A 12,195-nucleotide genomic window follows, 5' to 3' on the forward strand; every position below is an offset into this window, starting at 1 on the left:
CTCGCCGTAACGGAAATCAACAGTTTCATATAGAACTTTCTATTTTCAAAGAAAAAGACTGTAAACAAACTCAATTTTTTGAGTTAGATCAATTAATTTACATATTCATCTTTAGAAGCTCTCATAGAGCAGAAGAACAGTAGCGTTGCCACCACGACGAAGAGCCAGCCAGCGATGTTCCAGCCCCCTAATAAATCATGCAAATAACCAAATAGGATGGGTCCAACTGCTGCAAGTAAATAGCCAATAGATTGTGCAAAACCTGATAAATCAGCCGCCTCATATGCAGTGCGTGTACGCAGTGTGAAGAACATCATCGCTAACGCAAATGAAGCGCCCCCAGCTAATCCAATAAGTACCATCCAGAGAACTGCAAAACTTGTCCACTCCATTACCAAACCAGTAAAGCCGATTAAATAAAATACTGTAAAAATGACGACAAGTGGACGTTGGGATTTCATCTTGCTTGCAATAATAGGCACAACTAGAGCCATAGGTATTTGTGAAAACTGCATGGTTGAAAACATCCAGCCAGCACGGTCGGCAGCGAGACCTTGGGCAATATAAATTTCAGGAATCCATGCCGCTGTCGTATAAAATATGAGTGATTGTAACCCCATTGCGCCCGTAACAGCCCAAGCTACAGGTGATTTCCATAAAGGTATACGCGTTTTCATAGATGCGACAGTAGGTTCAGGTTTATTTGCTTGCAATTGTGGAATCCAAACCAAAATTGTTAAGACAACTAGAATAAGAGCTACCCCGAGAGCGCCTTGCCAATCAAGGGACGAATGGGCTACTGGATAGCTAATACCCGCACCTACACCTGCTGAAAGATTCATCGACACCGTGAAGAAAGCCATTAGTAAACCAACATGATAAGGAAATTTCAATTTCAGTAAGCCTGGAATAAGCACATTACCAAAAGAAATGGCAACGCCAATTAGTACCGTTCCGAGAACGAGTAATGTAGTTGTACCAAGGGAGCGTGTGACAATGCCACATGCTAATAAGATCGTGGATAAAAACAATGTCAATTCAATGCCTAATTTGCGTGCAACAACTGGTGCAAACGGTGATACTATCGCAAAAGCTAGTAATGGAATTGTTGTCAAAAAGCCAGCGAGTACGTTGGAAATGCCAAGACTTTCACGAATGAAAGAAATAATGGGACCAACGACAGTTAGTGGCATCCGTAATGTAGAAGCTATAAAAATAACACCGATGACAAGTAACAGAGTTTTTCCCTTCCAGCTAATTTTTTTGCTAGGATAAGTAGAATGTTCATTAGTTGTCAAAATAAATCCTCCTTGAATTAAAACATTAATAATTCGAACAACTATACCACTTTACCATACTATTAAAAATGGTAGAAAATTCACAAAATATTGAACATTACTATTGTTATTGAAATGTCAAAGGTCGTATGATAGACTGAATAACATCATAAATTTAATAATTACATGCCTCATGTTTGTATTGAGGTAGAGGTCGCGGTATTTATAAGTACGCTAATGGAAATGACAAGCATTAAAGATGTTAGCTGAAAGGAAATACCGCCGAAGTGTGAGGGGACTTGAAAACCTCATGCTGGGGCTGTTTCCGAAAGGAACAGAACTGTCACGTTGGAATGACGTGTTGCGCTATCATTTGAAAGAACTGGGGATTAACTTAGCCATCACAACGTTCATGTGATGGCGTTTTTTATTTCTATTCGGTAGGTATTTTATTACCTACTTACGTAAAAATAGTATCTCCGCTAACTGATATGTACGCATTAATTTACTGTACCTAAACGCAATGGTTATGAAGCGTAAAAACAATGGGTACAATTACGTCGAGGTGAATATGAGGACCTCTTATAAAAGGAAGGAAGCTTTAACGTGAGTGAAATAAAAGTTAATCAGCTTGGGCATAAACCGCCGAAGTTGAAAAAAGAACTAAAAAGTCGTCATATAACAATGATTTCGTTAGGCGGCACAATTGGTACTGGGCTATTTTTAGCTAGTGGTGGTGCCATTGCACAGGCGGGTCCTGGTGGCGCATTGCTTGCTTATGCCTTAATTGGCATTATGGTGTATTTTTTAATGACGAGCTTAGGAGAAATGGCTGCCTATATGCCTTCATCGGGTTCGTTTAGTACGTACGCAAGTAAATTTGTAGATCCAGCACTTGGTTTTGCACTTGGTTGGAATTACTGGTATAACTGGGCTATTACGATTGCAGCGGAAATTGCAGCTGTCTCTCTAATTATGAAATACTGGTTCCCAGATAGCTCGTCAGCACTTTGGACAGTATTGTTTATTGCCATCGTACTATCATTTAATCTTTTATCGGTAAAAAGCTACGGTGAAAGTGAATATTGGTTTGCCATGATCAAGGTGGCAACCGTTATTATCTTCATTATTATCAGTATTCTGATGATATTTGGGATTTTGGGAGGGCAAGCACCCGTAGGCTTCACGAATTTCTTCATTAGCGATGGGCCATTCCATGGTGGATTCCTTGCTACATTTGGTATCTTCTTAGCAGCAGGATTCTCGTTCCAAGGGACAGAGCTTCTAGGCATTACAGCTGGGGAAACAGATGACCCAGGAAAAAATATTCCAAAAGCAGTGAAATCCGTTTTCTGGCGTATTATTTTATTCTATATTTTAGCGATTGCAGCAATTGGTATGCTCATTCCGTTTACAGATGCACGTTTACTATCTGAAGATATTGCGGTATCTCCATTTACGCTAGTATTTGATCGATTAGGAATTGCCTTTGCGGCTTCCCTGATGAATGCGATTATTTTAACAGCTATGCTTTCGGCGGGGAACTCAGGGCTATATGCGTCATCGCGTATGCTATGGCAATTAGCCGTGGATGGCCATGCACCAAAATTCTTTATGAAGTTAAGTCGCCGTGGGATTCCAATTTATGCTTTAATGGCGACATTAGCAGTAGGCAGTCTTGCATTTCTAGCATCATTTTTTGGTGACGGGGTTGTCTATATATGGCTTCTAAATGCCTCAGGTATGTCAGGCTTCATTGCATGGCTCGGTATTGCCTTTAGCCACTACCGTTTCCGTAGAGCTTTTGAGGCTCAAGGCTTAGATTCGAAATTACTACCTTATAAAGCAAAGCTATATCCATTTGGACCAATCTTTGCATTTACGGTTTGTATGATTGTTGTAGTTGGTCAAAACTACACGGCCTTTACAGGTGAAACAATTGACTGGAATGGTGTATTTGTTTCATACATTGGAATACCACTGTTTTTAGCATTATGGATTGGCTTTAAAGTGAAAAATAAAACGAAAATGATTCCGCTTAAGGACTGTGATTTGAAAGTGGAAAAATAGAACATAGCTAAAGGGCTATCCTGTAAGTCATTGTAATATGACGAACGGGATAGCTTTTTTGATTTTATATAAAAATATTACGAATTTCTTTTTTATGGTAAGGTATTATAGATATGGAAAGTTATTATAATCAAAAGGTATTTTTAATGATGAAAAGTTTCTCTTAAGAAGAGGTGCATATTATGCAAAAACATATATTACTAGTAGAAGACGATGAAGCCATTCGAGAAATGGTGGAAAATTTTTTATTGATGGAGGGATATCTCGTTACTTCTGTCTTAAATGGTGAAGAGGCTGTACAACAATGCGTAAGTACTTCGTTTGATTTAGTTATTTTGGATATTATGATACCAAAACTGGATGGATTAGAAGTTTTAAAGATTATTCGTCAAAAAGAAGCACTTCCAATTATTATCATGTCCGCAAAAGATAGTGATGTCGATAAAGCACTCGGATTAGGCTTAGGAGCCGATGATTATATTGCAAAACCTTTTTCAATGTTGGAGTTTTCAGCTAGGGTAAAAGCTGCCATAAGAAGAGCGACAAAGTATGCGCATCATATAGAAGAACAGCAAGATGTATTGATAATTGGTGATTTAACAATTGATATTATCAATTTTTCTGTAGAAAAAAATCAGCAAAAAGTCAAGCTTACCTCAAAAGAGTTTGGCATCTTAAAACTGTTTGCGACTAATTGTAATCGAGTATTTACAAAGCAGCAAATCTATCAACTGATTTGGAATGACGAATACTATGGTGATGAAAATATTATCAATGTCCATATAAGGAGACTACGAGAAAAAATTGAAGATGATCCATCCAATCCCCAATACATTAAAACATTATGGGGAATTGGCTATAAGTTAGAAGGTTGATCGTATGGTTATGTTACTATCTATTATTATTGTATTACTCATCGGAATTACTTGTTTTCAGGTGAAAGACAAGAAAAATCAAAATACAACTATTCATTACATGCGTAAAAAGCTGCAATCCATAATGACTGAACAAACAAATGAAAAAATTCTAGTTTCGACAGCTAATCATGAAACAAAGCAATTACTCAATGCTATGAATACATTACTGGATCATAATCAAAGAATATTGGCTACACATCGGAAAATGGAAGGTTCTATGAAAAAGATGCTGGCTAATATTTCACACGATCTCAAAACGCCGCTAACTGTTGTCCTTGGATATATCGAGATGCTACAACTAGACAAGCCTATAAGCGGTGAAGAGCGACAACGATTGCTCTCAGGGGTTCATGCTAAAACACTGGAAGTATTGAGCATTATCCATACATTCTTCGATCTTGCTAAAATTGAAGCAGGAGACACAGATTATCCAATAACTAAGATAAATGTGAGTGAAATCTGTAGAAAAAACATCCTGTCATTTTACGATATAGTAACGTCTATGGGACTCAAAATAGACATTGCAATACCAGAAACACCTGTTTTTGCACTCGGCAATGAAGAAGCACTGGATAGAATTTTGAACAATTTACTGTCCAATGCACTTGCATATGGCGCAGAAGGGAATGTAATTGGCCTAGTGGTTAGACATGACGACGTCGCTATATATGTTGATGTATGGGATCGTGGGAAGGGTATCGATGAATACCATGTAGATAATGTTTTTGAAAGAATGTATACGCTAGAAGATTCAAGAAATAAATCATTCCAAGGAAGTGGGCTTGGCTTAACGATAACGAAAAGACTTGTAGAAATAATGAATGGCTCCATTCACCTTTCCAGTATCCCCTATGAGAAAACGGTTTTTACTGTTTCTCTAAAAAGAATGATGTATTAAACGAATCTGCTTGTGGAGCTGATAATGCTCTACAGGCTTTTTACTTCATTTAAGAAATAAGTAAGAATCAAGTAATAAAATAGAGAGCTTTACTTTTTATAATAAAGAAAGACACATATTAGGGAGAGGTAAAGATGACTTATATTGTGAAAACAAACCAACTTACAAAAGTATATGAAGGAAAAGAAGTTGCTTCTGACGTCAATATGCATGTGAAGAAAGGGGAGATATATGGTTTTTTGGGTCCCAATGGTGCAGGGAAAACGACTGTAATGAAAATGCTAACAAACCTTACAAAGCCAACAAGTGGGGATATCGAAATCTTCGGCGAAAAATTAACGGATCAATCCTACGAAGTACTAAAAAGAATGGGGACCATTATTGAATACCCAATTTTCTATGAGAAGTTAACTGCCAGAGAAACCCTAGAACTACATTGCGAATATATGGGGTATTACGACAAAAATGAAATTAGTCATGTACTAGATTTAGTAAAGCTAACCAAAACGGATAGCAAGCGTGTAAAAGACTTTTCACTTGGCATGAAACAGCGATTGGGCATTGCACGAGCAATTATTACAAAACCAGAATTACTTATCCTAGATGAGCCGATAAACGGACTTGATCCCATTGGGATCAAAGAGCTCCGTGAGTTATTCGTTATGCTATGTAAAGAATATGGCATAACAATTATTATTTCAAGTCATATTTTAGGAGAAATCGAACTGTTGGCTGACACGATTGGTGTTATTAATAACGGGAGACTAATAACAGAGGTATCAATGGAAACTATCAATCGTAGTCAAACAGATTATATTGAAGTGATTGTGAATGATGGGAAAAAAGCTGCATTTATTTTAGAGAATAAATTAAACATAACCAACTTTAAACTAGTTGCAGAGAACTGCATTCGCATTTATGAAAATTCCACTTCACAAAAGGACATTTCAAAAACATTGATCGAACATGATATAGATATTGAAGGAATCAGCAAGAAAACAAGCTCATTAGAGGATTATTTCTTAAAATTAATTAATGGGGGTGTAGTAAGTGCTTAATTTAATGCGTTTAGAAATGAAAAAATATCAGTTAGGCTCCTATGTAAAAGGTGCTATTATTGCAAATTTCACCATATTAGGCTTTATGTTTCTGATCTTGTTTATCTCGAAAATAGAAGAAGATACTGCGATCGAAAACTACCAGACAGCACTAACGGTCATTGACTCTTTTGTAAGAGGGGTATTTATTGTCTTTGCTGGTACATTAATTGCCAAGCTAATTATTGGAGAATATAAAAATCGAACAATTACTACAGCATTTATGTATCCCATTAAAAGAAAAAATTTAATTGCCGCAAAGCTTGCAATTGTTATCATTTTTACGTTCAGTACCATTGTTATTTCGAATGTGTTTATTACGGCAATATTTTGTTTCATTAGTGCAACCTATCATTTAATTCCAGATACATTAACGAATTCTGTAGTTATGCAACAACTCCCTTCGATGCTTATGAACGCTGTTGCAGCGACAGGCATGTCACTTATTCCTTTGTACTTTGGCATGAAAAAATATTCGATTCCAGCGACAATACTTTCTTCCTTGTTAATTGTCATGGTCGTATCTTCTAATACAGGTAATTTTTCTTTAAATGATATTATAGTTATCCCAATAACATTGGCGATCATTGGGATAGGTGTTGCCTACATATCCATTAGGAATATTGAAAGAGTGGATGTTTAAGGGTGCCTGGCACGCAAACAATTTGCGAACAATTCTGAATATTGATGTTTCAGATACAAGATAATGCCAGGCACTTTAACAATGTTGAATTGTTAGAGCGCCTGGCATTTTTTAAGCAAATATAGTTTCCCATAATAGATATATATTTAACGCAACAACTATTACTACAACAATCCATCCAAGTCCTGTGGTTACGCGATGATTGACAAGGCTGCCCATAATGTCACGCTTACTTGTGAACATTACAAGGGGCACAAGAGCAAAAGCAATACCGAATGATAGAATAACTTGACTTAGCACAAGTGCGTAGGTTGCATTGACGCCAGATGCAATAATGGCAAGTGGGGGAATCATAGTAATTGCTCGGCGTAGGTACAATGGAATTTTTCTTCGAATAAATCCTTGCATAACAACATCTCCAGCTAATGTACCAACAGAAGAACTTGCAAGTCCTGCAATGAGAAGTCCAAGACCAAAGGAAACTGCTGCCATCGGACCAAGTGCATCCCGTAATCCGTTATAGGCTATATCTAGATCCTCTACCACTACACCCTGTGTATGGAACACCGCTGCTGCAATGATTAGCATACTCATATTAATGGCACCAGCAATAATCATTGCTATGACAATATCGATAAACTCAAACCGGAAAATTCGTCGTTTTTCTCCTTCATTTCGCCCAACAATGCGGCTTTGCGTTAATGAAGAATGTAAATAAATCGCGTGTGGCATAACGGTTGCTCCTAAAATCCCTGTTGCAAGTAATAGTGAATCAACACCTTCAAATTGTGGTGTGAAAATGCCTATTGCTACATCGCCCCAATTCGGTTGCGCCAAAAATGTTTGGAACGCAAATGCCAACACAACAATTAACACCATGCCAGAAATGCCTGCTTCAAATGCTCTAAAACCTCTACGTTGTAATTCTAGAATAGCGAATGAGCCGACAGCTGTAATAAGTGCGGCAGGTAGCATCGGAATGTTAAACAATAAGTAAAGGCCAAGTGCTGCCCCAATAAATTCTGCAAGATCCGTTGCGATTATGACTAATTCAGCTTGTATCCATAAAAAGATTGATGTTTTTTTAGAAAAGTTTTCACGTGCGACTTCCGGTAGATTCTTTCCTGTTGCTATACCCAATTTTGCTGATAAAGATTGAATAAGTACAGCCATTAAATTTGAAAATGCGATGACCCACAGAAGTAAATAGCCGTACTGTGAGCCAGCCGTAATATTTGTTGCAAAGTTGCCAGGATCTATATAAGCAACAGCTGCGATGAATGCTGGACCAAGGAAGGGAAGAATGCGTCGCCAGCCTTTGATGTCGCCATCTAAAACTGCTTCTGCTGTCGGCTTTATACTGCGTTTATAAACCATAATGTTCCCTCATTTCAAAAAGTATCCCAAAAGAAATAAAGTTTCCTATAGGAAAAATAATATACTACTATTCTATAGCTAGAAGTGAAAAATGTGAAGTTGTTTGCTCATTTCTTAAAAAAATATAAAATGGCAAAAAACGCATACCTGTTTTTCATTAAGCCATGATGTAACTTTTCTCATCATTTTCTAATTAGACTTTGATACCCTATGTAGTTTACGATGAAAAGAAAAACGGTGAGGAATGACACCACATGACAAATCGAATTTTAATTATAGAAGATGAAGAAAGTATTGCTCGAGTATTACAATTAGAGCTTCAATTTGAAGGCTATCAGGCAGAGATGGCTCATACGGGAACCGACGGCTTGCTAAAGTATCGTGAACAACAATGGGACTTGATTCTTCTCGATATTATGTTACCGGAGATGAGCGGGATTGATGTGTTAAAGCGTATTCGTGCAACAGAGTTACAAACACCTGTCATACTGCTTACCGCTAAAAGTGACGTTGAGGATAAAGTAAAGGGGTTGGATTTAGGGGCAAATGATTATATAACAAAACCTTTTGACATCGAAGAGTTACTCGCCCGCGTTCGAACAGCATTAAGATTTTCACAGAGATCTAAAGGTCAACAAGCATCACAAATGTACGGGCATTTATCTATTGACGAACAAACAAGAGACGTTGTTTATTACGATAAAAATGTGCAACTAACACCACGTGAGTATGACCTGCTTTTATACTTGCTGAAACATCCGAAACAAGTACTAACACGCGAACAGATTTTAGAGGCGGTATGGGGCTACGATTATTATGGCGATACGAACGTTGTGGATGTCTATATTCGCTATGTACGTCAAAAACTTGAAGTTGCTGATGATACACCAATTATCCATACAATCCGCGGTGTTGGCTATGTGTTGAAGGAGCACAAGCATGAGACTTAAAACAAAAATCCATCTACTAACAACTTTATTAATGTTGGTTATATTAGTGGCGACGAATAGTGGCATTTATTTTTTATATGAAAAGTTTGCTTATAATACGGAAGAAAAACAACTCCAGCAGCGTGCAGATGAGCTGAGTATGACACTCAGTCAACTAGATCAAAACACAAATTTGCAACAGGTTTTACGAGCCTATATGCCAACTGACGGAGCGGTTTATATATACGACGGCGAGCAATTGAAGATGAAGGTACAAACGGAACTTAATATGCCAGACGTACCTTACATTACGTTTGATATGCCTGTAATTTGGGCTGACGGTACGGTGGTGCAGGTGGAGCTAATGCAGTCAATGGAAGAAGTAGCAAAAATGATGGGACTGCTAAAAATTATTTTAGTCGTAGTGACCATTGTGGCTGTGATTCCTTTACTTTTGGCAAGCTTAGCGTTAGGTCAATTAATCTTACAGCCGCTTGAACGTTTAAGTCAAACAATGAAAAAGAGCGCTGCTACAGGGCAATATGAAAAAATTGAAATTGCCAATAAAAATAGCGATGAGCTTACTGAAATTAGCCATACATTTAATGGCATGATGGAAAAGCTTGAACAGCATTATCAAAAACAGCAGCAATTTGTGTCAAATGCTTCCCATGAGCTGAAAACACCCATTACGGTTATTGAAAGCTATGCGAAATTACTTTTACGCAGAGGCTTTGATAACAAAGAAGTAACACAAGAATCGCTTCAAGCCATTGTAAATGAATCTACACGTATGCATGAAATGGTACTGCAATTATTAGATCTAGCGAAAAACAAAGAGCATCTCGATGTGCAATGGGTACAACTGGAGCTTGATGAGTTACTGAAAAAAGTTGCCTCACAAATGCAACAAGCTTACCATCGCTCATTTCATGTAGATACAGTGCTGCCAAAATATGTGTATAGTGATGAAAAGATGCTTAAGCAACTCCTTTTCATTTTGCTTGATAATGCTCGCAAATACAGCGAAAGTGAAGTGCAGTTACGTGCAACAGAAATCTCTAGCCATGTCCTTATTACCATTCAGGATTTTGGTGTTGGTATTCCACAAGCACATATTCCACATTTGTTTGAAAGGTTTTATCGAGTAGGTGAGGATCGCAATCGGAAAACTGGTGGAACAGGATTAGGGCTAGCTATTGCACAGGAGCTTGCACAGCAGCTAAACATTACAATTGAGGTCGATAGTGTAGAAGGTGAAGGTTCGTGCTTTACACTGCGTGTACCAAAGGAGGAACAACGATGAAAAAATGGGTGATTCCAATTTTCGTAATAACCTTATTGAGCAGCTTCTTACTCTGGTTTTTACAGAATCGTTTCTTTCATGTAGAACCGCTAAGTGAAGCAGGGGCAGTCATGCGTATCGAGGAACTCTATAGTGGACATGTTGAACAAGTGAAGAAAAAGGGAGACAACTATAAGATCGTATTCTTACGAAATGGCGCTACCTATGCTGTGGAGTTGAATCAGCATACCCAGCAAGTAGCAAATTTAACAGTTAAGGATACTGCGAGTAATTTACTAAATGAAGAACAAATTCGACAACGAGCTTTAGCTCATAGCCCTGGCAAGGTAGAAAGTGTTACATTAACCGATTCAATCTATACGGTACAAGTTAAAAAAGAGGAAATAGAGAAGAAGCTTACGCTTGATGCTTATACTGGAGAAGTGCTGTCAGAGACAGATGTGCAACCGGTGACAGAGCGTGAAAACGGAACAAGTGTGATTTCTGAGCAGCAGGCCATTCAAATTGCCTTACAGCAATTAAATGGTGAGGTCGATTCAGTTGATTTTGAGGAAACAAAAGATGGCGGCTATTATTTAGTGGAGATTGAGACTGACAAGGATGAGGCTGTTTTTCAAATACATGGCGTTTCTGGTAAAGTCATGTCCGTTACTTGGGACAAAGATAATTAACTAGGTCGGAAAAGTTTGCAGAGATTTTTCTCATGAAATTCTAATCTTGCTCTTATTATCCTATCATCTTGCTTTGTTAAGCTGATTATAGATAAAACAAAGGAGAGATGGACATGAAAAAAATCATCGTTATTCCAGCATTAGTCGCTACACTAGGTGTAGGTGCTGTCATTGGTTCAACAACATTATTAACAGGTAATGCACAAGAAAAAAAGGTATTGTCAATGCAAGAAATTGAGAAAAAAGCTCTGGCTGTCGTTAATGGTACGGTGTTTGACATCGAATTCGAAGATAATCACTACCGTTCTATATATGACGTAGAGGTTCGCACAGAAACAGAAGAATATGACTTGAAATTCGATGCCATCACAGGGAAGCTGTTGAAACAAAAAAAAGAACGATTAGATTATGATGATTTTGACGATGACATAGTAGATGACATGGATGTTACATCTTCAGCCATAAAAATTACAAAAGAGCAGGCTATTGAAAAAGCGTTAACAAAAGCAAAAGGTACAGTGACAAAAATTAAACTTGATGATGGTGTTTATGAAATCGACATCAAAGATGGACAACTCGAATCCGAAATTGATATCAATGCATTAACAGGTGAAATTGTCAGTTTTGAACAAGATATAGAAGACTAGTGTGGAAAGCTATCTTAAAAGTGAGCGTATACTTTTAAGATAGCTTTTTACTTATTGAGTCGTCTAGGATTCTTGATAGACTAATGCCACTGAAAAATCATATAAAGAAAAATTTATACTTCCTACACTTTTCTCCTTTACTTTTTAAATTTACAAGCGTAATATGACATCATTATAAAAGTTTCAAATTTCTAAATCGCTGAAGCACTGAACGCGGGGGAACCAATTTTGACGGATTGTATAGGCAATCCTTGGGGTGAATCTCTTTATTATTAAAGACGTAGGGCTACTCATGGTCCGAATCCGACAGCTAACCTCGTAAGCGTTAAGAGCAGAAAAATTGAAGCTTGCAGACAAAAAAAC

Annotated in this window: 11 protein-coding genes and 2 riboswitches; of the genes, 9 read left to right on the plus strand and 2 right to left on the minus strand. The window is 37.6% G+C overall.

Going from position 1 to position 12,195, the window contains the following annotated elements; genetic code table 11:
- Nucleotides 1-92: 92 nt before the first annotated feature.
- A complete protein-coding gene (locus ACOMCU_RS19115) occupies nt 93-1,298 on the minus strand; it encodes a CynX/NimT family MFS transporter (RefSeq protein ID WP_421051074.1) in 1,206 nt (401 codons plus the stop codon).
- A 179-nt stretch (nt 1,299-1,477) separates the two neighbouring features.
- Nucleotides 1,478-1,654, plus strand: a riboswitch (Lysine riboswitch).
- Between the two features lie 229 nt (nt 1,655-1,883).
- Here ACOMCU_RS19115 and ACOMCU_RS19120 point away from each other — a divergent pair.
- The 5 genes from ACOMCU_RS19120 to ACOMCU_RS19140 all read left to right on the plus strand — a co-directional run bounded on the left by ACOMCU_RS19120 (nt 1,884) and on the right by ACOMCU_RS19140 (nt 6,902).
- On the plus strand, nt 1,884-3,347 hold the full coding sequence (locus ACOMCU_RS19120; protein WP_010857634.1) for an amino acid permease: 1,464 nt from the start codon (nt 1,884-1,886) through the stop codon (nt 3,345-3,347).
- Between the two features lie 182 nt (nt 3,348-3,529).
- Nucleotides 3,530-4,222, plus strand: a complete 693-nt coding sequence (locus ACOMCU_RS19125; protein WP_010857635.1) for a response regulator transcription factor — start codon at nt 3,530-3,532, stop codon at nt 4,220-4,222.
- A 4-nt stretch (nt 4,223-4,226) separates the two neighbouring features.
- Nucleotides 4,227-5,162: a sensor histidine kinase gene (locus tag ACOMCU_RS19130; protein ID WP_010857636.1), complete on the plus strand. Its 936-nt coding sequence runs from the start codon at nt 4,227-4,229 to the stop codon at nt 5,160-5,162.
- Between the two features lie 134 nt (nt 5,163-5,296).
- On the plus strand, nt 5,297-6,220 hold the full coding sequence (locus ACOMCU_RS19135) for an ABC transporter ATP-binding protein (protein ID WP_421051076.1): 924 nt from the start codon (nt 5,297-5,299) through the stop codon (nt 6,218-6,220).
- Entirely contained in the window at nt 6,213-6,902 is a 690-nt protein-coding gene (locus ACOMCU_RS19140) for an ABC transporter permease (RefSeq protein ID WP_010857638.1), read from the plus strand. The genes ACOMCU_RS19135 and ACOMCU_RS19140 overlap by 8 nt, the downstream gene beginning before the upstream one ends.
- A 111-nt stretch (nt 6,903-7,013) precedes the next feature.
- Here ACOMCU_RS19140 and ACOMCU_RS19145 read toward each other — a convergent pair whose 3' ends face one another.
- A complete protein-coding gene (locus tag ACOMCU_RS19145) occupies nt 7,014-8,279 on the minus strand; it encodes an Nramp family divalent metal transporter (RefSeq protein ID WP_421051077.1) in 1,266 nt (421 codons plus the stop codon).
- A 254-nt stretch (nt 8,280-8,533) separates the two neighbouring features.
- Here ACOMCU_RS19145 and ACOMCU_RS19150 point away from each other — a divergent pair, with 254 nt between their 5' ends.
- The 4 genes from ACOMCU_RS19150 (at nt 8,534) to ACOMCU_RS19165 (ending at nt 11,832) form a co-directional block, all read left to right on the plus strand.
- A complete protein-coding gene (locus tag ACOMCU_RS19150; RefSeq protein WP_010857640.1) occupies nt 8,534-9,229 on the plus strand; it encodes a response regulator transcription factor in 696 nt (231 codons plus the stop codon).
- The gene (locus ACOMCU_RS19155; RefSeq protein WP_010857641.1) at nt 9,219-10,514 is read left to right on the plus strand and encodes a HAMP domain-containing sensor histidine kinase; all 1,296 of its coding nucleotides are present in this window, start codon (nt 9,219-9,221) and stop codon (nt 10,512-10,514) included. The genes ACOMCU_RS19150 and ACOMCU_RS19155 overlap by 11 nt, the downstream gene beginning before the upstream one ends.
- Entirely contained in the window at nt 10,511-11,185 is a 675-nt protein-coding gene (locus ACOMCU_RS19160) for a PepSY domain-containing protein (protein ID WP_010857642.1), read from the plus strand. Before ACOMCU_RS19155 ends, ACOMCU_RS19160 begins: the two co-directional genes overlap by 4 nt.
- A gap of 113 nt (nt 11,186-11,298) precedes the next feature.
- Nucleotides 11,299-11,832: a PepSY domain-containing protein gene (locus ACOMCU_RS19165; RefSeq protein WP_010857643.1), complete on the plus strand. Its 534-nt coding sequence runs from the start codon at nt 11,299-11,301 to the stop codon at nt 11,830-11,832.
- A 187-nt stretch (nt 11,833-12,019) separates the two neighbouring features.
- Nucleotides 12,020-12,171: riboswitch (cyclic di-AMP (ydaO/yuaA leader) on the plus strand.
- Nucleotides 12,172-12,195 lie beyond the last annotated feature (24 nt).

It is taken from the genome of Lysinibacillus sp. UGB7 (genome assembly GCF_049058285.1).
GTDB lineage: Bacteria > Bacillota > Bacilli > Bacillales_A > Planococcaceae > Lysinibacillus > Lysinibacillus sphaericus_B.

What these genes read in the sequence shown, in the direction of transcription:
- ACOMCU_RS19125 (WP_010857635.1), top strand. Translation starts at nt 3,530, where the DNA reads ATGCAAAAACATATATTACTAGTAGAAGACGATGAAGCCATTCGAGAA.
- ACOMCU_RS19130 (WP_010857636.1), top strand. Translation starts at nt 4,227, where the DNA reads ATGGTTATGTTACTATCTATTATTATTGTATTACTCATCGGAATTACT.
- ACOMCU_RS19135 (WP_421051076.1), top strand. Translation starts at nt 5,297, where the DNA reads ATGACTTATATTGTGAAAACAAACCAACTTACAAAAGTATATGAAGGA.
- ACOMCU_RS19145 (WP_421051077.1), bottom strand. Translation starts at nt 8,279, where the DNA reads ATGGTTTATAAACGCAGTATAAAGCCGACAGCAGAAGCAGTTTTAGAT.
- ACOMCU_RS19150 (WP_010857640.1), top strand. Translation starts at nt 8,534, where the DNA reads ATGACAAATCGAATTTTAATTATAGAAGATGAAGAAAGTATTGCTCGA.
- ACOMCU_RS19155 (WP_010857641.1), top strand. Translation starts at nt 9,219, where the DNA reads ATGAGACTTAAAACAAAAATCCATCTACTAACAACTTTATTAATGTTG.
- ACOMCU_RS19160 (WP_010857642.1), top strand. Translation starts at nt 10,511, where the DNA reads ATGAAAAAATGGGTGATTCCAATTTTCGTAATAACCTTATTGAGCAGC.
- ACOMCU_RS19165 (WP_010857643.1), top strand. Translation starts at nt 11,299, where the DNA reads ATGAAAAAAATCATCGTTATTCCAGCATTAGTCGCTACACTAGGTGTA.